Source organism: Coprococcus sp. TF11-13 (genome assembly GCF_003481085.1).
Taxonomy (GTDB): Bacteria; Bacillota; Clostridia; order Lachnospirales; family Lachnospiraceae; genus Coprococcus; species Coprococcus aceti.
This window is the reverse complement of sequence record NZ_QUKK01000011.1, coordinates 20,649-39,288: the sequence shown is the minus strand read 5'-3', so window position 1 is coordinate 39,288 and position 18,640 is coordinate 20,649. Positions and strand designations below refer to the sequence as shown.

At 42.1% G+C, this 18,640-nt stretch carries 19 protein-coding genes and 3 pseudogenes; 21 read left to right on the top strand and 1 reads right to left on the bottom strand.

Translation table 11 applies throughout. From position 1 onward, the window contains the following. The first annotated feature begins 188 nt into the window (after positions 1–188). From DXD11_RS13170 to DXD11_RS13075, 20 genes and pseudogenes are all read left to right on the top strand, one after another. Positions 189–917, top strand: a complete 729-nt coding sequence (locus tag DXD11_RS13170; RefSeq protein ID WP_158579447.1) for a MerR family transcriptional regulator — start codon at positions 189–191, stop codon at positions 915–917. Next, positions 917–1,804, top strand: a complete 888-nt coding sequence (locus DXD11_RS13165; RefSeq protein WP_118758577.1) for a CPBP family intramembrane glutamic endopeptidase — start codon at positions 917–919, stop codon at positions 1,802–1,804. The genes DXD11_RS13170 and DXD11_RS13165 overlap by 1 nt, the downstream gene beginning before the upstream one ends. 418 nt (positions 1,805–2,222) lie before the next feature. After that, positions 2,223–2,534, top strand: a pseudogene (locus tag DXD11_RS13155) (phospholipase D family protein); the annotation flags it as partial. 24 nt (positions 2,535–2,558) lie between these two features. Then, entirely contained in the window at positions 2,559–3,230 is a 672-nt protein-coding gene (locus tag DXD11_RS13150; protein ID WP_004851516.1) for a response regulator transcription factor, read from the top strand. Next, on the top strand, positions 3,230–4,273 hold the full coding sequence (locus tag DXD11_RS13145) for a HAMP domain-containing sensor histidine kinase (protein WP_118758576.1): 1,044 nt from the start codon (positions 3,230–3,232) through the stop codon (positions 4,271–4,273). Before DXD11_RS13150 ends, DXD11_RS13145 begins: the two co-directional genes overlap by 1 nt. Before the next feature lie 33 nt (positions 4,274–4,306). Next, positions 4,307–5,353 (top strand): FUSC family protein, encoded by a 1,047-nt coding sequence (locus tag DXD11_RS13140; RefSeq protein WP_118758575.1) that lies wholly within the window; start codon positions 4,307–4,309, stop codon positions 5,351–5,353. Positions 5,354–5,359: 6 nt separating this feature from the next. After that, a pseudogene (locus DXD11_RS13135) lies at positions 5,360–5,478 on the top strand (CDP-alcohol phosphatidyltransferase family protein); the annotation flags it as partial. Beyond that, a pseudogene (locus DXD11_RS14915) lies at positions 5,474–5,668 on the top strand (response regulator); the annotation flags it as partial. The pseudogenes DXD11_RS13135 and DXD11_RS14915, both read left to right, overlap by 5 nt. A 194-nt stretch (positions 5,669–5,862) precedes the next feature. Further along, positions 5,863–6,213 (top strand): arsenate reductase family protein, encoded by a 351-nt coding sequence (locus tag DXD11_RS13125; RefSeq protein ID WP_118758574.1) that lies wholly within the window; start codon positions 5,863–5,865, stop codon positions 6,211–6,213. A gap of 10 nt (positions 6,214–6,223) precedes the next feature. Next, positions 6,224–6,691, top strand: a complete 468-nt coding sequence (locus DXD11_RS13120) for an HAD domain-containing protein (protein WP_117550272.1) — start codon at positions 6,224–6,226, stop codon at positions 6,689–6,691. Between the two features lie 156 nt (positions 6,692–6,847). Next, complete coding sequence (locus DXD11_RS14600; RefSeq protein WP_243105873.1) at positions 6,848–7,027, top strand: helix-turn-helix domain-containing protein; 180 nt, start codon at positions 6,848–6,850, stop codon at positions 7,025–7,027. Between the two features lie 84 nt (positions 7,028–7,111). Further along, positions 7,112–7,447 carry a hypothetical protein gene (locus DXD11_RS14595; protein ID WP_330426644.1) on the top strand — a complete coding sequence of 112 codons (336 nt, stop codon included), beginning with the start codon at positions 7,112–7,114 and terminating at the stop codon, positions 7,445–7,447. Between the two features lie 98 nt (positions 7,448–7,545). Then, positions 7,546–8,025, top strand: a complete 480-nt coding sequence (locus DXD11_RS13110) for a GNAT family N-acetyltransferase (protein WP_118758573.1) — start codon at positions 7,546–7,548, stop codon at positions 8,023–8,025. Between the two features lie 129 nt (positions 8,026–8,154). Beyond that, positions 8,155–8,721 carry a cytidylate kinase-like family protein gene (locus DXD11_RS13105; RefSeq protein ID WP_118758572.1) on the top strand — a complete coding sequence of 189 codons (567 nt, stop codon included), beginning with the start codon at positions 8,155–8,157 and terminating at the stop codon, positions 8,719–8,721. Between the two features lie 87 nt (positions 8,722–8,808). After that, positions 8,809–10,575 carry a MutS-related protein gene (locus tag DXD11_RS13100; RefSeq protein ID WP_118758571.1) on the top strand — a complete coding sequence of 589 codons (1,767 nt, stop codon included), beginning with the start codon at positions 8,809–8,811 and terminating at the stop codon, positions 10,573–10,575. Between the two features lie 103 nt (positions 10,576–10,678). Beyond that, positions 10,679–11,398, top strand: coding sequence for a response regulator transcription factor (locus DXD11_RS13095; protein WP_118758570.1), 720 nt, complete (start codon positions 10,679–10,681; stop codon positions 11,396–11,398). Positions 11,399–11,465: 67 nt separating this feature from the next. Beyond that, positions 11,466–12,683, top strand: coding sequence for a sensor histidine kinase (locus tag DXD11_RS13090; protein ID WP_118758569.1), 1,218 nt, complete (start codon positions 11,466–11,468; stop codon positions 12,681–12,683). A gap of 107 nt (positions 12,684–12,790) precedes the next feature. Further along, positions 12,791–13,552: an ABC transporter ATP-binding protein gene (locus DXD11_RS13085; RefSeq protein WP_118758568.1), complete on the top strand. Its 762-nt coding sequence runs from the start codon at positions 12,791–12,793 to the stop codon at positions 13,550–13,552. A 10-nt stretch (positions 13,553–13,562) separates the two neighbouring features. Further along, positions 13,563–16,019, top strand: a complete 2,457-nt coding sequence (locus tag DXD11_RS13080; RefSeq protein WP_118758567.1) for an ABC transporter permease — start codon at positions 13,563–13,565, stop codon at positions 16,017–16,019. A 59-nt stretch (positions 16,020–16,078) separates the two neighbouring features. After that, the gene (locus DXD11_RS13075; protein ID WP_118758566.1) at positions 16,079–16,657 is read left to right on the top strand and encodes a DUF1294 domain-containing protein; all 579 of its coding nucleotides are present in this window, start codon (positions 16,079–16,081) and stop codon (positions 16,655–16,657) included. Here DXD11_RS13075 and DXD11_RS13070 read toward each other — a convergent pair. Beyond that, positions 16,644–17,162, bottom strand: a complete 519-nt coding sequence (locus DXD11_RS13070; protein WP_118758565.1) for a DUF6512 family protein — start codon at positions 17,160–17,162, stop codon at positions 16,644–16,646. The two genes, DXD11_RS13075 and DXD11_RS13070, sit on opposite strands and share 14 nt — an antisense overlap. Positions 17,163–17,333: 171 nt before the next feature. Between DXD11_RS13070 and DXD11_RS13065 the strand changes: the two genes are divergently transcribed. Further along, the gene (locus DXD11_RS13065) at positions 17,334–18,506 is read left to right on the top strand and encodes an exonuclease SbcCD subunit D (protein ID WP_118758564.1); all 1,173 of its coding nucleotides are present in this window, start codon (positions 17,334–17,336) and stop codon (positions 18,504–18,506) included. The last annotated feature ends 134 nt before the right edge of the window (positions 18,507–18,640 follow it).

Here is an 18,640-nt window from a genome sequence, read left to right as displayed (position 1 = left end):
GGATGGCGGTTTAGCTCCTGTTGGAGTTTTGATTGCGAAAAAAACTAATTATTAAATTTGAATTTCTCTCGCTGTCTGGTTTGATATAAAAATTTGATTATTTGAAAAAATCAAAAAATAACGTAGCGTGATATATTGCTTGTCACGCTACGTTATGTACTAATATGGACCTTGAAAGGAGGCAGGATATGTCATTATACACAACAGGAGAGCTTGCAAAGAAGTGCAACGTTTCAGTAAGAACGATTCAATACTATGATGAAAGAGGTATTTTGGTGCCAACAGATTTGACGGAAGGGGGACGAAGACTGTTCTCCGAAGAGGATGTTGCCACATTGGAAACGATTTGCTTTTTAAGAGATTTGGATATCTCTATAAAAGATATTGCTGAAATATTGGAATCTGATGAGTCTAAAAAAGTAATTGAACTTTTGCTTGATGAACTGAATAAAAACCTTCAGGCAGATATTAAGAAAAAAACAGAGCAATTAGAAAAAATAAAAAATATAAGAAATTTTTTGACTTCTTTCAAGGATGGCTCACAAAAAACAATTCATGACATATCGTCAATTATGGAGGAAAAAGAAAAGCGAAAGAAAATGTACAAAAAAATGCTGATCGTAGGAATTCCTGTAGAAATCACAGGAATTGTAACTTTTGTTATTGGTATATTACAAGGAATTTGGATACCATTTTTTGTAACTACGGCAGTGTATACTATTTGTGCTGTCTTTTTAGCAAACTATTGGTACAAACGGATAGAGTATATTTGTCCGGAATGCCATACCAGATTTCAACCAAGGAAAATGGAAACTCTGTTGGCAAATCATAATCCAAAGATGAGAAAGTTAACTTGTCCTAGTTGTAGGAGGAAAATTTGGAGTTTGGAAGTATATAGAAAAGAGGTGGATGCATAATGGAAACAATTAATTTGAGTAAGAAACAATTTGTGATATACATGGCAGTCGCATTTGGGTTGGCCTGGATTTTAGAAATGATAGCAAGTATTTTTAGCAATAATGGAAATCAGATGGTGTTTGCTGTTATCTTGATGATTACCATGTTTATGCCATTTCTTGGAGTACTGATAGCCAGAATCCCACTAAAAGGTATGGGATGGGTACCACATTTAAAAGGGAAACTTCGTTATGTATTCTTTGCCCTTTGGATGCCGGCGTTATTAAGTATCCTTGGAGGGGTCTTGTTTTTTGTGATTTTCCCGGATACATTTGACTCTGAATTTATGACGTTAAGAGGTCTTTTAGAGGAAGCGGGAGCGTTGGAACAGTTTGAAGCACAAGGTATCACTATGCCAATGTATTTGTTAATTACTAGCATTCAGGCGGTAACTGTTGCACCATTTATGAATATGTTTGTTGCATTAGGCGAAGAGGTCGGTTGGAGAGGTGCGCTGTATCCATATTTGAAGAAGAAGCTGGGTGTTACTAAGGGCCGAATTGTAGGTGGTACTATTTGGGGGGCTTGGCATTGGCCGATTATGATTTTTGCTGGATATGAGTATGGTAAAGAATATATTGGCGCACCGGTACTTGGTCCGATTGTGTTCTGTGTCGCTACTATTATGATGGGGATATTATTTGATTATGTATATGAAAAGACAGAGACCATCTGGTTGCCATCTCTTATGCATGGTGCTACCAATGCATTTACTATTTTTGCATATCTGGTAAAACCTGATTATTCCAATATGGCAATACTGGGACCGGCATATATCGGTATTATCAGTATGATTCCGATGATTGTTATGGCGGTCATTATTTGTGTAAAGAAGAAGAGGGATTGAGTATTAAATGGATATTCAATCGCACTAACAAATTTCAGTTTGTAGGGAACAACAGCTAAGACAATTTTATAATAAAACAGCGTCAGAGCATTTATGTGTAAAAGCATGAATGCTCTTTTTTTGTACTTTCATGGACAAAGAACAAGAAAGCAGCTTTTGGACAAATTGTCCAGAAGTTCAAATAAAAAAGAAGGAGGATACCTGATGTATAGCAAAAATGGTATTCCGTGGGTAAGACCACCCACACAGGACAGGCAGCATAGAGAAAATAATATCGGGAGGACAGAACAATGGTCGATGAATTGACGCAGGAGTCGTTCCAGACAGGAAAGGCGATTGTGACTGTCAGCTTAGATCTGATTACTGCATGAAAAATAAATTTTGTTGAGGTTAAATTGAGATTGACTTTGTATTGTATAAGGAAAGAATCTGCGAGACCGATTATACGGACGAAACTTTTGAGACAGAAAAGATTACATTAGTGTCAAATCCTATTCACACAGGTTCCAAAGAACCAGTAGTGTGGTATCAGTTGGGAGAATTGATGAAAAATGCACAAAATCGTGTGAAGATCCACACGCCATATATTATCTGTAATGATATGATGTATAATACATGGGAGGAGATTGCAGAGAACGTTTCAGATTTTTCTATCATGACAAATTCAGTTGCGAATAATAGGAATCCATTTGGGTCTGCCGATTATGCGAAAAACAGAAATAGAATCCTGTTCTGATAAAGGAGGAAGAAGATCATGTTTCAAATATTAATTGTAGAAGATGATAAAGAATTAAGCCAGCTATTCCAAAAAGTGCTTGAGAAGAATGGATATCAGGTCAAAAGTGCATCGGATGGAGCACTGGCATTAGAAATATTGGATAAAGAGTATATTGATCTGATCATTTCCGATATTATGATGCCGGTTATGGATGGTTATGAACTGGTGTCGGAACTCCGTTCAGCAGGATATCAGATACCGGTACTTATGATCACTGCGAAAGGTTCCTTTGATGATATGCGCCAGGGATTTCTTTCGGGAAGTGACGATTATATGGTAAAACCGGTAAATGTGAATGAAATGGTTTTAAGAGTCGGAGCACTGCTTCGCCGTGCACAGATACTGAATGAACACAAAATTGTGATCGGTTCAACAGAGTTTGATTATGATGCAATGACGGTTACAACTGATAAGGAAAGTCTTGTTTTGCCTAAAAAAGAATTCCTGCTTTTATATAAGCTTGCAGCTTCGCCAGGCAGAACATTTACAAAACAACAGTTGATGGATGAAGTATGGGGATACGAGACGGAGGCAGACCCACATACGATAGAGGTACATATAGGAAGAATCAGAGAGCGTTTTAAAGATAACCCTGATTTTGAAATCGTAACAATGCGTGGAATTGGATACAAGGTGGTGAAAAAATAATGGAACAAAAGAAAGAAAAAGGATTGCGGATCCGATCCTGTCTGACTGGTGCAATCTGGCTGGCACTTGTATTTTCAACAGTCATATCTGCTTTATTATTTGCTTTTTTGAATCATTTTTTTAATCTGCCGGGCAGCATACCTGTGCTTGGCTGGCTTTTGATTTTCAATACATTGATTGCAGGGCTGATCACTTCCTTTATTAATGCAAAGTTACTGGAACCAATTACCAGACTTAGTAAAGCAATGAAGGAAGTTTCTCAGGGAGATTTTGAACAGCATTTGGAAACGAACAGCCGTATAGCAGAAGTTGGAGAATCTTATCAAAGTTTTAACGTTATGACAAAAGAACTTCGTGCAACAGAGGTGTTGCAGATGGATTTTGTATCTAATGTTTCTCATGAGTTTAAGACCCCGATTAATGCCATTGAAGGATATACAATGCTGCTTCAGGGAGAAGAACTGTCTCCGGATCAAGAGGAATATGTAGAAAAAATCTTATTTAACACCCAAAGACTTTCCGGATTGGTTGGTAATATTTTGCTGTTATCCAAGTTAGAGAATCAGAATATACCAATGAAAAAAACAGAATATCGTCTGGATGAACAGATCCGCCAGGCATTTCTTTCATTGGAAACAAAATGGACAGAAAAAGAAATTGGTTTTCAGGTAGAATTGGAGGAAGTTAAATATACTGGGAATGAAGGACTTTTTATGCATATCTGGTTAAATCTTTTGGATAATGCGATTAAGTTCAGCCCTTCAAAGGGGACAATTATGATGTTTCTGAAACAAGAACAGGATTCTGTTAAGTTCATTCTGGAAGATGAAGGACCAGGAATAGAGGATGATGTAAAATCCAGAATATTTGACAAGTTCTATCAGGTAGATGGATCTCATAAAGCAGAAGGAAATGGCCTAGGTCTTGCACTTGTAAAACGGATTGTAGATAGTGCCGGAGGAACAATCAAAGCAGAAAACCGTGAATATGGTGGATGCAGATTTGTTATAGAGCTGCCAAAGCAGAAAGAAGAGATTATATAGTTTTAAGATAAATTAGAAGATGGGAGAATTCATATGACATTTTATCAGGAGTTGCAGTTAAATCAGGCAGGTTCTAAAAACCTGTTGAAAAAGAGTGAAACACTAAAAGAAAAATTATATCATATGTGGGTATATCTGGTGAAGATAGCTGTTACAATGGCATTTTGTTTTTTCTTTGTTAGTATTTTCAGCATCCTATTTGGAAATGAGAACAGCATTGTAGGTGTAGTAGTCTTATTATGTCTCATGGTGTTTAGAAATGCGGATCTGGGGATCCGCACCGGACAATCTACGATGCTTTTGGCTTTGTTCTTTGTAATTATGACTGTATGTCCGCATTTGGCAAATCAGTTTTCACCGGTATTGGGAATGCTGTTAAATATTGCGGCACTGGCTGTGTTGATTCTGTTCGGATGCCATAATCCATTCATGTTTAATCAATCTACATTGGTTCTTGGGTATCTGCTGCTATATGGTTATGATGTTACGGGAAAAAGCTATCAGATGCGATTAGTCGGAATGGCTTTAGGTGCAGCACTTACCTGCTTCGTATTTTATCGAAATCATAAAAACAGAACTTATAAAAGAAATCTGAAAGATCTGATACAAGAATTTGATATCACTTCTTCCAGAACAAAATGGCAGATATGTCAGATTTTATGCGTACCGATTGTCCTTTGCATTGCAGAACTTTGTAATATGCCACGTGCAATGTGGGCTGGTATTGCGGCCATGTCCGTGATTTTGCCGTTTATGGAAGATATGCACTACAGAGTCCGTAAAAGGATTGTCGGAAATATTGCAGGTGTTATATGTTTTACAGTATTATATTTTCTGCTTCCTTCGTCAATATATGCATATATAGGAATTCTTGGTGGAATCGGTGTAGGATTTTCAGCACAATATGGCTGGCAGGCAGTATTTAACACATTTGGTGCTTTAGCCATTGCTGCAGAGACTTATGGACTACAAGGAGCGGTTAGTCTTAGAGTGATTCAAAATGTTTTTGGTGTTGTGTTTGCTTTAGCATTTTGTGTTATATTTTATTGGTTTATGTCTAAAAAAAGGAAAGTGAGGTGACCGTACATGCAGAGTGAAGTGAATCAGGAAGAAAATTTGAATAGAATTATTACGGTTCCTAATCTTCTTTCTTTTTTCGGCTTTGTCTGATTCCGGTAATTATATGGAGTTATTGTGTAAAGAAAATCACATGAACAGGCAAAGACGATCCCGATTATTGCCATGACTGCCAATGCATTTTCAGAGGATATGCAGCACTCTCTCGCTGCTGGAATGAATGCTCATATTTCAAAACCAGTTGATATGAAGTTGCTGAAGAAAACCATAAGAAATATAAAACTTGGGAGGGAGGAAGCCCAAGTTATTGATCAATAATCACTAAAGAGAAATAAGAAGGACAAGAAACAAAAAATACTCATTGTAGATGATTCAGAATTTAACACTTTTGGATATCGATATGCCACAAGCAGATAGTTTTGAGGTCTTCGGAGTAAATGAAGAAGATGTTCAACTTGATATGATGAAATAGAGGCTTGCATCAATAAGCTAAATAGAAAAGGAGGACAATCATGGAATTTATATGTTACCCAAAGTGTTCAACCTGCCAGAAGGCAAAGAAATGGCTGGACGAGAATAAGATCGAATACACGGAGCGCCACATTGTGGACGACAATCCAACATATGAGGAACTGAAGAAATGGTATGAGAAGAGCGGACTGCCACTCAAAAGATTTTTTAATACGAGCGGAATGTTGTATAAGGAGATGAAACTGAAGGACAAGCTTCCGGACATGAGCGAGGATGAGCAGTTGCAGCTTCTTGCGACAAATGGCATGTTGGTGAAGAGGCCGCTTGTCGTTGCTGAAGGTTTCGTGCTGACTGGATTTAAAGAGAAAGAGTGGACAGAGAAAATGTTCTAGGGGGTAAGTGATGAGTTTTGCATTATTTCTGGACATAGATGGTGTATTGAATACCCGGACGACAGTTGTGGGGGCGCCCAGTGGGAGAACAGGGATCGATGAGTCCAGAGTGAGGCTGCTGAAAAAGGCGTTAAAACAGTTTGGCGATGCAGCAATCGTTCTGACTTCTGATTGGAAGCTTATGAGAGAAGACGGGGATGACTTCTCATATCTTGTATCTATGCTGGGCAAATTTGGACTAAGCCTGTCTGGAAAGACAACCGATGTCTGGGTTGGCAGAGGTGAGGGTATCCAGAGCTATCTGGCGGAGCATCCTGAGATAGATGAATACGTGATACTGGATGACAATACATTTGATTTCTCAAATTATCCTAAGCTTTGGGAACGGCTGTTGCTTACCAATGGCATAGAAAATGCCGAATATGCATCAAAGACACCGGCGATTGAAGCAATGCTTTTTCTGGAAGCTATCTCTTAGTTTCTTCCCACTCTCCTTCTGTGATCTCTATGTCATTCAGGCATACTGGGAGATGTATGGCTTTGTTGAGCTCGTATACCTTCTCGAATTCATCCATTTTCCGATTATAGTAAGTCTGGTATCAGCGACAGCCACAGCTATCGAGTAGCTAGGCAGATGTACTTCATAATTTTCAAGCTTTATGATCTGAGTATGAGCCAGTCAGAGCTTTCGAGGCGAACGGGGATTTCCACCAGCACTATAAATGACTGGAAAAAGAAGAAGATCAATCCGCAGGCGGATAAGCTGGTTGTTATCAGCAGGGCGCTTGATATGTCATTGGCAGATCTGCTTTGAGAAGATGGGGATGAGAACAGCAGAGTCGATTATAGTGCTGATGAGAAATATCTCATTGAGTGTTATCGCAGATCGGATAATCATGTGAGAAAGTATATGCTCAGGTATATGGAGCTCATTGACAATGCAAAGACAAAAGCAAAGGCAAATGCGGCTCAGACAATTCCGGAGATCATTGAAATAGCAACATCCAAAACAGTGGAAGAAAATAAAAAAGAAAAACATAGCCGTAATGCTAAAAATGGATGGTATAGATATGATGCCAGATTTGTGTTACCGGTTTACGATGAAAGTGGTGAGGTTGAGCGGTACAATGTGTTTAGTGCAAGATTATTGATCAGACATGCCGCTTCTGGGAAAATGTATCTGTACGATGTTTTAGAAATAAAAAAAGAAACGAGCAAGCCTTGTCAGGTATAAACCCTACCCAGTAGAAACCCCATTTCTTAATGAAATAAAAATAAAACAAGCTACAGGAAAAGTCAACAGTTATATTGTGGAAAGGACATAGATGACATATGAAGATAATAAATGCAACACAAAAAGACAAAGAAGAACTGCTCTCGCTCTATCATGCCATGATAGGCGGACCGTGTGAGTGGAGCGAGAATTATCCTGACGAGAATACCATAGCATTTGACCTGAAGAATGAAGATCTGTTTGTTATGAAGAATGACAAAGAAGAGATTGTAGCCACAATATCCATAGATCACGACGATGCTGTTGAGGCACTTACGTGCTGGAGAGCAGATCTGGCTCCATCGGGAGAACTTTCAAGGCTGTGCGTCAGGAAGGATATGCAGGGCCAGGGAATTGCGAAGACTATGATGAACTATGCCTGTGATGTCCTGAAAAGCAGAGGCATGAAGGGCGTTCATATACTTGTCAGAGAGGGACATGTGGTGGCGCTTTCGACATACGCCAAGATTGGTTTTGAAACGGTTGGAGAGTGTGATCTTTTTGATAAGCATTTCGTATGTATGGAACGGGGATTCTAAAGAGGTAGATATTGCAAGTTATAGGATGCAGCTGCAGCTATATTGTAATATAATGGTGGTGTATTGTTTGATGAGTTATAGAGATGAGACATTTCTATTATATAAGAATGATGAGCGGAGGTGCACAGAATGATAATTACAATAGGCAGAGAGTGTGGATGTGACGGCGATGAGGTGGCAGCAAGACTTGCCTCAAAATATGGTATAGCCTGTTACACAAAGAAAGAGATAATAAGGCTGGCAAAGGAGAAGGGTGTGTATGACAAATATCCGTTTTTCTTTGGAGAGAAGGCTATAGATTCTATGATGCAGTCGGTGTCAGATGACTTTGTCGTGAAGAGAAGAAAGACCCCGGAGGAGGTACTTGAGAGATTGCTTGACGGACAGGATGGCGTTGTAGTGGGAAGAGCCTCGGACTTTGCATTCAAGAACAGGAACGATGCAGTGAGAATATTCCTGTGCGGAGATAAAGACAGCAGAATAAAGAGGATAATGGACAAGCATGGCATATCAGAATCAAAGGCAAAGAGTCTTGTGGAGGAGACTGATGCCAAGCGAAGAAGCTATCATGACTATTACTCAGGAGAGAACTGGGGATATTCAGGACATTATGACCTGTGCCTTGATGAGGCGAAGCTCGGCGTGGACGGCGTAGTGGAGATGGTCGCGGCGTATATGAAGGTAATTGGCAAGTAGAATTGAGACAGATGGAAGGCAGATAGAAGCCGGATAGTGTGAGTTAGTCAGAGAGGTTTCTGACATTATGATTTGAAAGGTATAGATATGGGAGAAAAAGCAACAGGAAAATACAGCCTTTTGGTTCCGGAAGGGAAGTATTCGTTTAAAACACTGAGCCCTGTGACCATGCATGATCTGGGATTGGACATGATATGCAGGCAGTTGTCTGCAAATGAGTCCGAGCAAAATTATATAATGGGCGTTATGTCACGGATATATGCAGAGCCGTCTGTTACAAATTACAGATGTGGCGTGTTTGACGATGTCATAGGGAATAAGCAGCTTCGGGACGATATGATGGAGATCCTTGGGAAGATAAGCTTTCTCAAGGACTATGGCAGCTTTAAGCGTGACTATGATGAGAACTCAGGTATATGGGATCTTATGCACAGACTTGATGAAATTGGAGATTATATAGAGTGTGTGGATTCATTATATTCCAGCCTGAAAGATAGGAATCTGCATTCTGAGGGATTTACAGGCCTTAAGGCGTATGTTCAGAACATATATGAAGATAATGGTTTTAGTGAACTTAAGAAGGATATAGCAGAACTTAAGAAGGTGAGCGGTGAGGTTAGGAGTATAACCATAGGAATCAATCTGAATAACAGATATGAGGCAGATGGTGTCGGCTTGATATCAGTCAACAGCAAGCAGTTTACAAGGGGCGGCGTGCTGAGTAATTTCTACGGACATCTTATGTCCAGAGACAAAATAAATGATAACATTGAGGCAAAGAACGACTATAAATTCCAGCCGTTAGATGCGGTAAATGAAGCATTATCCAAATTTCAGCAGGAACTTCAGGGAAGAGTCGTAACCGGGGGCGCAAATAATCTGGCGGCAGGTATGGTGGGAATCCCTGATTCTGACAAATCTAAAGACATTACAAGGTATACAGACAGGGTAGTCACTAAGCTCATAACAAGAATTGTAAAGAGAATGAGGGAGACGTTAAATAAGTATGTGTCGATTACCATAACTGACATGACGGATCTCATACCGGAGCTTACATACTATATAAGATGGGCTGAGTATATAGAAAAATTGCAAAGCAGAGGTGCGGTATTTTCCAAGGCAAGGGTTGTGAACTCTGCATATCAGCCGGACGCAGGTACATCTAAGGAAGCCAATTCCAAGAGCAGATATTATATGAAGGCTCGTGGCGTATATAATATCAAGCTTGCGGCATTTGATACGGAGGAGTCGGAGCACATAGTGACCAATGATCTGGACTTTGACAGCGAGCACAGAGTGTATATTCTGACAGGAGCAAATAGGGGTGGAAAGACGACCATAACCCAGACGATAGGTCAGCTTTTTGTACTGGCTCAGGGTGGTATATATATCCCAGGTGATGAATTTGAATTTGCTCCAGTGGACTGCGTATTTACACATTTCCCTGCTGACGAAGACAAGACCCTGGATCTTGGAAGACTTGGTGAGGAGTGCAAGAGGTTTAAGGAGATATTTGACGGTGCGGGTGACGGTAGCCTGATACTTCTGAATGAGACGTTTTCAACCACATCGTTTGAGGAGGGCTACTATATAGCCAGAGATTCCGTGAGGGCGATTCTGACAAAGGGAACGCGGACGATATACAACACCCATATGCATAAGCTGGGCTTTGATGTGGATGAGATGAATGAAGGCCGTACAGAGGGCAAGGTATATTCGCTGATCGTACACAATGAGGGTTCACAAAGATCTTACAAGATCGAGATAGCGCCGCCCGCTGGCAGATCATACGCCAGTGACATAGCGGAGAAATATGGTGTTACATATGATATGCTGGTGAATAAAGAAAAATAGTTGGCTGTATGCACTGCTTGCGGATGATATTACAGACGATATGTGGGCAGTTTAGAGTCATATAATACGAATTGTCTACAGTGAAGATATTGGAGGGTATAGGATGACAGAAAAGCATACAGACAAGAGAACAATACTTATAGTGGATGATGACGCTGATCTGTCTATGCTGATACAGGATATGCTGGAGGACAACGGCTATGCTTTTCTGTACGCAGCCAGCATAGACGATGCATATGAAGTGCTGACAGATAACAAATGTGATCTCATACTTCTGGATATCAATCTTCCCGATGGTACAGGTTTCTCATTCTGTAAAGAACTCAGGCATACTTCGCAGGTGCCAATCATATTTGCAAGTGCAAGGACGAGTGAGGATGACAAGGTGAATGGCCTTGATATGGGTGGAGATGACTATATCGCAAAGCCGTATTCACTGAAAGAGCTTATGTCTCGTATCCGTTCGATACTCAGGAGAACTTATGGTGTTGATAACAATAAGTCTGAGATGTTGACCCTGAACACAGACGGGAACGAGATAGAGATCAACAGGCACGCACGGACTGTGAACAGAAACAAAAGTAATGTGGATATGAAGCCGAAGGAATTTGACCTGCTTGTATACATGGCGGAGAACAGAGGCAGGGTATTGACCAAGGAACAGATCATGAGTGCCGTGTGGGGGCTGTACAGCGATGTGGAGCCATCCACGGTTGCGGTGCATGTAAGGTGGCTCAGGGAAAAGCTTGAGACAGATCCTTCACATCCGCAGCTTATCCGTACGGTATGGGGAACGGGATATGTGCTGGGAGATAGTGAATAGACAAAGACAGTGAGAATAATATGAGCTTGTAAGGTGGATGTCCACTTGGCAGCTATAGGGAGTTTATATGAAGCGACATTCAGTAAGAAGCAATATAATAAAAATGCTGATCGTGTTCATGTGCGCTATAACCATAGTTTTTGCCTGGCTGTTCTACAGGGAGAAGCAGGACGAGACACGGCGGATAAAAGATGATGAATATGGGCAGTATATAGTGGAACTGAATGAAGTGAAACAACTGTATGATTCGGGATCCACAGATGCTGACGAAAAGCTTGACGCTGTAATGAATGAACTCAGGGAACAAAAGATAGATACCGGCAAGTCAGGACTTAGGAATATAGTGATCATGTATATCGTTGTCTTGTGTGTTGTGATTGTATTATTCCTGTACATATACGTGTGTGTTCTCAGGCCATTTGACGAGCTGGAGGATTATGCATCACATCTGGCAGCAGGGGATATGGACACCGAACTTAAGTACAGACGGGTAAATATGTTCGGAAGCTTCACGTGGGCATTTGACCATATGAGAACGGAGATAGTGCATGCAAGGCGTAGAGAGCAGGAAGCGATAGAGAACAACAAGACAGTTATAGCCACGCTGTCACATGATATAAAGACTCCGATCGCATCCATAAGAGGATATGCGGAGGCATTGGTCATGAATATGGATGCCACCCAGGAGCGCAGGGAGAGGTATGCGTCGGTCATCATGAAGAAATGTGATGAGGTGACGTCCATAACGAATGACATGTTTATTCATTCCTTGCATGATCTGGACAGACTGGTGGTGAACAGTGATGAGGTTGAGATAAAACCTCTGCTGGAACAGGTCCTGTCAGATATAGGTCTCGGAATGGATATCGTGGTGAATGGAGATATAACCGAGGCAGTGCTTGAGCATTCAGATTCGGGAAGAGTGGTTCAGGTGATAGAAAATATACTGTCAAATGCCTCTAAGTATGCCAGAGACACAGAGATAAGTATTGTTACGGAATGTATATCGCCCGAAAAACTTCCAAGGAATGTCCATGTGAGCGGCGCTGATATGGTATACAGGCTGTCCATAAAGGATCAAGGAACAGGAATCCCGGATAAGGACATGCCGTTCATATATGAGAAGTTTTATCGAGGGGAAAACTCCGGTGATGAACCTGGAGCGGGCCTTGGACTATTTATTGTCCATTATCTCATGGACAGAATGGGCGGAGATGTGGAACTTGTAAATCATGCTGATGGCCTGGAGGCAGTGTTATATTTTGCAGCAAGAAAGGTTTGTTAAGGACTTGTTAATAAATAGGGTGATATGGTTGTAGCACGGTGGCGAGGTGAAGATCTGTAGAGGATGTCTGAATGCCCCCGTGCTACAACTATAAAAAGGAGAGAAAAATGGCAGATATAATACTTCAGGCAAGAGACCTTTGCAAAAGCTTTTCCAGTGAGGGCGTGCAGAATCATGTGCTCAACAACATGGATCTGGATATCTATAAGGGAGATTTTACAGTCATCATGGGAGCGTCAGGCTCGGGAAAATCCACACTGCTTTACAGTCTGTCCGGGATGGACAGACCGACTTCGGGAAAGGTCATATATGATGGCGAGGATATAACAGAATATAATGAGAAGCGCATGGCAGAACTCAGGGTGTATGAGTTTGGATTTGTGTTTCAGCAGATACATCTTGTTAGTAACCTCAGCATTAGAGAGAACATACTTGTGCCGGGTTATATGAATAAGAATACGAGCACAAAAGAGACTGAGAACAGGGCTGATGAACTCATAAAGAATATGAATATAGAAAGTGCTGCTGACAGACTTCCTGCACAGGTGTCCGGCGGAGAGGCACAGAGGGGAGCTATTGCCAGAGCGGTCATCAACAGTCCGGGTATCCTTTTCGCGGATGAACCGACAGGCGCATTAAATCGTAGAAATACCCAGGATGTGCTGGATCTTCTAACCGAGCTCAACGTGGAGGGACAGAGCATACTCATGGTTACCCACGATGTGAGAGCTGCCATCAGGGCGAACAGGATCATCTACATAGAGGATGGAAGAATCATAGGTGAGCTGAAACTGTCACAATATATTGAAGAAGACCGCAAGAGACGTGAGAGCCAGATAGATGCATGGCTTGGTTCCATGCAGTGGTAGGAGGTAAAGGATGAGATATATCATGATGGTGCTTCGAGGAAATATGAGAAGAAACAAGGGCGTGCATATAAGTGTGTTCGTGCTCATGCTTATCATTTCTCTGGCATTCTGTTCAGTGCTTTCTTACTACACGAATTCCATAAGGCATGATTCGGAAGCTATGGAAGAGGTTGGTTATGGAGGTATGCTTGCCGCACTTTATGGGGAGAACAGGCTGGATGCCTATGGAACAAGTGCAGACAAGATAATAAAGAATATTGGCAAATGTGATGCGGTGCAGGAAGTGAAAGCAGCAGATGTTGTATATCTGCTGCTTAAGGACTGCAATGGAAAAGGCGGAAACAGCAGCTTCGTTTTGAATGATACAGACAGCGTGCTCACATATGATCAGTATGATGTGGATAACAAAATGACAGATCGCCGGCTTGAAAAAGGTGAGGTAAGTGTGCCGTTCAGTTTCATAGGTATGTATGACTGCAAGATTGGTGATACAGTCGAGCTGGGCAATGATAACGGTTCTTATACCTTCAAAGTTGCGTCATTTTTCGAGGATCCATATATGGGATCTTCGGTCATGGGAATAAAGACGATATTGATCTCAGATGAGGATTTTGCGGATCTCAAGGCAAAGGCTGCGGAAGATAATAGAAGCGGACTGGAAGATGACAAGAGATCCTTTGAATTGTCAAAGCTTATCATAATAGATAAAAAGCCGGGCCTGGACCTTACGGAGATGGAGTTTGAGAGAGAACTGAATAATGTGAGTGATTTCGCGTCATATTGCTGGATAACTTTATCAAAGGAGCAGGCGGGAAGTTACATGCTTCTTATGACAAAGGTATTCTCCGCGGTGCTGCTTATATTTGTTGTGCTGCTTCTGGTGGCGGCTATGATAGTTCTAGGACACAACATCGGCAGCAGCATAGAGATGGATTTTGTTAACATAGGAATACTCAAAGCGGTCGGAATGACAAATGCATCGGTGAAGCTGGCGTTGCTTGCCGGGTATATGTGCACTGTGGCGGCTGGACTGTTTGCTGGAATACCACTGGCCATTCCGATACTAAAAATTATAAATAGTGCCACAAGATCTTCTTCAGGACTTGAAGTTCCGTCTGATATTAATGTAGGACTTGTGCTGTGTGTCATATTGGCGATACTGCTTCTGGTAGCAGCATTTATCATGTTGAAGACAAGGAGAATATCCGAGGCCACACCTATAAAGGCGATAAGAGGCGGACGGGGCAGTGTGCATTTCTCAAGCGTTCTGAAGCTTCCGGTCTCAGGCAAGAAACTTGGTGTGAGTCTTGCATACAGACAGTTTATATCTGGGAAGAAACAGTATGCCGCAGCCATCATAGTGACTGCTATACTTGCCATGTTCATGATACTTATGAACGATATGATGCGCTGGTTTAATTCACAGAATATGCTGGTGGATATGTTTTCAGTCACGAAGTATGACCTGACTGCTTCGTTTGTCGATGAGGATACGCAGAAGGATATAGAGAATGTTATATCAGAACACACAGCGTATAGAAAATATCAAATGTTCAGCGAGTACCTTCTGTTCGATGATGTGCAGATGTATTGTTATATAGTGGAGGACCCTGATATGATCAACACGATAAGAAGGGGAAGAACCTGCACATATGACAATGAAGTGCTGATAACCCAGTATGTGGCTGATGGATTTCACATGAACGTAGGTGACACAGTCACAGTCAAGCGCGGCGGCGTGGCAAGGAAGATGGTGATATCCGGCATATACGATTCGGCAAATGATATGGGCAAGAACTTTGCAATTAGTAAGGCTGCATATAGTAAGTTTGCCCACGAAGAGACCGTAAGTGAGTCTGGTGTCAGTGGAGCTGCCAAAAGCAGTTCAGATGAAGAGGAATGGAGCGGCAAAGGAATATGTTATGATCTTGACAATACTGATGAATGTGATGCGATAATCCAGGAGATAGATAAGAGATATGGCGATAATCAGGGCATCACGTATTCAATACATTCAGCAAAGGATGATTTTGAAGGAGTGGCGGGTACAGTCAACATTGCAATACAGGGACTCACATTGCTCACATATATGTTGGGGGCTGTATTCGTGATAGTCACGGTCATAATCGTCTGTGGCAAGGTTCTCATGCGTGAGCAGAAGGATATCGGAATATACAAGGCACTTGGATTTACATCCTTCAGACTCAGATGCCAGCTTGCGGTCCGCTTTATCGTGACGGCAGTTGTGGGTTCGCTGCTTGGTATAGTTCTTGCACTTATCGTCAGCAAGCCATTCTTCAAGGCAGGATTTGAATCATTTGGAATATACAGTTTTAATTTAAGTACAAGCGTGATATCACTGGTTATACCATTGGTATTTATGAGCGTGTTATTCTCTGTGGTAGCATTTATCAGAGCGGGGAACATCAGAAAGGTTCAGCCGCAGGTGCTCATCGCAGATCAGTAGAAGTATATAGGAGAGTGGAACTATGTATACAATGTCAGTAGACAAGGTGGGTATATATAATGGATAAGTTGATCATATATCTGATATGTATAAATATACTAGGAGCTGTCCTTGATGGAGTGACGGCTGCGAGACGCAGGAGAACAAGCCATAAAGCGCTCAGTGTACTTTTGGGGATCATAGCCATAGCCGGAGGTGCTCCGGGTATGATCATAGCATTTGCACTGTGTGATCGGACGGCCTCCAAGACGAATATGATGCTGAGAGTGTTCACTGTGTGCGTGTGTGTGATAGAGCTTGCAGTGTTCATGACTTGGAAGCTCAGACCTATGGGCAAATGGAGCTTTGCATTCTGGGATGTGTTTGTGGAATACAGATGGACACTTTGGTTCGTGTTGGCAATAAGTGTTATAACATTTGTCATGTTCGGAATTGACAAATACAGAGCGGTCAAGGGAGGATACAGGATCCCCATAGCGGTCCTTCTCGGTATGGCATTTGCCGGTGGAAGTATCGGTGCTCTGCTTGGAATGGTGGTGTTCAGGCATAAGATAAGGAAGAATTATTTCTCGGTTGGAGTGCCACTTATACTTGTAATGCAGGTGGTGCTTTTGATGTGTGTGGTTAATCTGTTGTAGGATCCGCAAATATCCCCAGTTCAGGCGGATAGTTGGTAAATGCAAAGAATGCAACCGCGAGAATTGCCAGGATAGTCATGGAAACGTAGTCGTTTATGCACATTTGTCTGGATTTTGATCTGTTCTCGGTTCGCAGTGCATATATAACCCCGGCGAAATAAAGTGCGATGTTCAGAATTTCATAATTCCTGCCCAGTACACCATTTAGAGTGTAGAAACCGACCACAATGAATGCCATACCTGACAGGATACAGATAGTCCTTGCTGGAAGATAATGTTCCGGCAGGGGCTTATCTTTTATATGAGCCCAGAGAAATTCAATCATTGTCAGCAGGAGCATTGGGAAGAATATAAGTTTTAGGTGTTCCCAGGTTGATTCGTTCACTGCTGAGAATAGTCCGACAGCGGGATTGTCATTTGACCACTCGTAGGTGAAATGCAGCAGCACTCCAAGGATCGATATGAAGAAAAAACGAAAAAAATTGAGTTTGTTAGTAGCTGCCATAGAGAGTCCTCCGATGAAAACTAGTGCTATATTACATAGTATATGACGAATATGGTATTTCATGTAGCGGAGAAAACGAAATTGCCGAAATTAAGATAAACATAATTGGGATATATTGTCGGTGATGTTATAATTATTTCAACGAATGTTTTGTTTAAAGGGGAAGTACATATGCGTTTGATCCATTTATCTGATCTTCACATAGGAAAGCGTGTAAATGAATTTTCCATGCTGGAGGATCAGGAGTATATATTAAAAGAAATACTGTGCATCATCGATGATGAGCAGCCGGATGGAGTCATCATAGCCGGGGATGTATATGATAAGTCTGTGCCGAGCGAGGAGGCGGTGAAACTGCTGGACAGATTCCTGACTTCGCTTGCAAAGAGAAAGCAGCAAGTATATATCATCAGCGGCAACCATGATTCGGCGGCCAAGCTGGCATTTGCATCAAGTCTGATAGATCTCAGTGGAATCCATATATCGCCGGTATATGATTCGGCACAGATAGCCATGATGGGAGATGGGTTGGTCAGACCATATAAGCTGGAGGATGGAAAAGGACAGATGGTGAACATATACATGCTGCCATTTGTGAAGCCGGCAATGGTCAGAGCGGTGTTCCCTGATGAGGCGGATGATATAAAGGATTACACGGATGCCTGCCGTGTGGCGGTGGAGCACATGGATGTTGATGAGAAGGTTACAAATATCCTTGTGGCCCACCAGTTCGTGACCGGGGCTGTGCGCTCGGAGTCGGAGGAGAATGTGGGCGGTCTGGACAATGTGGATGTGTCGGTATTTGACTCATTTGACTATGTGGCGCTGGGGCATATACATGGGCCGCAGAAGGTGGGCAGGGAGACTGTCAGATACTGTGGAACACCGCTTAAGTATTCACTTTCGGAGGCTAACCACACCAAATCGGTGACAGTTGTTGACATCCCTGAGAACAAGAAAATAGAGATAAGGACTGTTCCGCTTGTTCCGATGCATGAGCTGCGCGAGGTAAAGGGAACATTTGACGAGCTGATGGACAGGCGAAACTATGAGGGGACGGCTGTGGATGATTATCTGTATGTGGTTCTCACGGACGAGGATGACGTGCCGGATGCTTTGGGAAAACTCAGAACGGTCTATCCAAATGTGATGAAGCTTGGATACGACAACACCAGAACCCGTGTGACACAGACGATAGACGATGGTGCTGTGCTTGAAGGGAAAAAGCCTATAGATCTGTTTGGAGAGTTGTATGAGAAGCAGAACAACCAGGAAATGAGCGATGAACAGAGGAGTTTTGTTCAGAATATTATAGACTCTGTATGGAAGGAGGAGCGCTTATGAGCGAAGCGAATAACTCAAATGCGCTCCGACGACCTGCCCCGCTCGCAGAGGCGAGAGGGGCGATACATTGTGAAAGAGAGGAGCGCTTATGAGCGAAGCGAATAACTCAAATGCGCTCCGACGACCTGCCCCGC

Coding starts and splice junctions, on each gene's coding strand:
- DXD11_RS13110 (WP_118758573.1), top strand. CDS start 7,546: ATGAAGATAATAAATGCAACACAAAAAGACAAAGAAGAACTGCTCTCG.
- DXD11_RS13085 (WP_118758568.1), top strand. CDS start 12,791: ATGGCAGATATAATACTTCAGGCAAGAGACCTTTGCAAAAGCTTTTCC.
- DXD11_RS13090 (WP_118758569.1), top strand. CDS start 11,466: ATGAAGCGACATTCAGTAAGAAGCAATATAATAAAAATGCTGATCGTG.
- DXD11_RS13150 (WP_004851516.1), top strand. CDS start 2,559: ATGTTTCAAATATTAATTGTAGAAGATGATAAAGAATTAAGCCAGCTA.
- DXD11_RS13145 (WP_118758576.1), top strand. CDS start 3,230: ATGGAACAAAAGAAAGAAAAAGGATTGCGGATCCGATCCTGTCTGACT.
- DXD11_RS13170 (WP_158579447.1), top strand. CDS start 189: ATGTCATTATACACAACAGGAGAGCTTGCAAAGAAGTGCAACGTTTCA.
- DXD11_RS13065 (WP_118758564.1), top strand. CDS start 17,334: ATGCGTTTGATCCATTTATCTGATCTTCACATAGGAAAGCGTGTAAAT.
- DXD11_RS13120 (WP_117550272.1), top strand. CDS start 6,224: ATGAGTTTTGCATTATTTCTGGACATAGATGGTGTATTGAATACCCGG.
- DXD11_RS13080 (WP_118758567.1), top strand. CDS start 13,563: ATGAGATATATCATGATGGTGCTTCGAGGAAATATGAGAAGAAACAAG.
- DXD11_RS13075 (WP_118758566.1), top strand. CDS start 16,079: ATGGATAAGTTGATCATATATCTGATATGTATAAATATACTAGGAGCT.
- DXD11_RS14600 (WP_243105873.1), top strand. CDS start 6,848: ATGTACTTCATAATTTTCAAGCTTTATGATCTGAGTATGAGCCAGTCA.
- DXD11_RS13125 (WP_118758574.1), top strand. CDS start 5,863: ATGGAATTTATATGTTACCCAAAGTGTTCAACCTGCCAGAAGGCAAAG.
- DXD11_RS13100 (WP_118758571.1), top strand. CDS start 8,809: ATGGGAGAAAAAGCAACAGGAAAATACAGCCTTTTGGTTCCGGAAGGG.
- DXD11_RS13140 (WP_118758575.1), top strand. CDS start 4,307: ATGACATTTTATCAGGAGTTGCAGTTAAATCAGGCAGGTTCTAAAAAC.
- DXD11_RS13070 (WP_118758565.1), bottom strand. CDS start 17,162: ATGGCAGCTACTAACAAACTCAATTTTTTTCGTTTTTTCTTCATATCG.
- DXD11_RS13105 (WP_118758572.1), top strand. CDS start 8,155: ATGATAATTACAATAGGCAGAGAGTGTGGATGTGACGGCGATGAGGTG.
- DXD11_RS13095 (WP_118758570.1), top strand. CDS start 10,679: ATGACAGAAAAGCATACAGACAAGAGAACAATACTTATAGTGGATGAT.
- DXD11_RS13165 (WP_118758577.1), top strand. CDS start 917: ATGGAAACAATTAATTTGAGTAAGAAACAATTTGTGATATACATGGCA.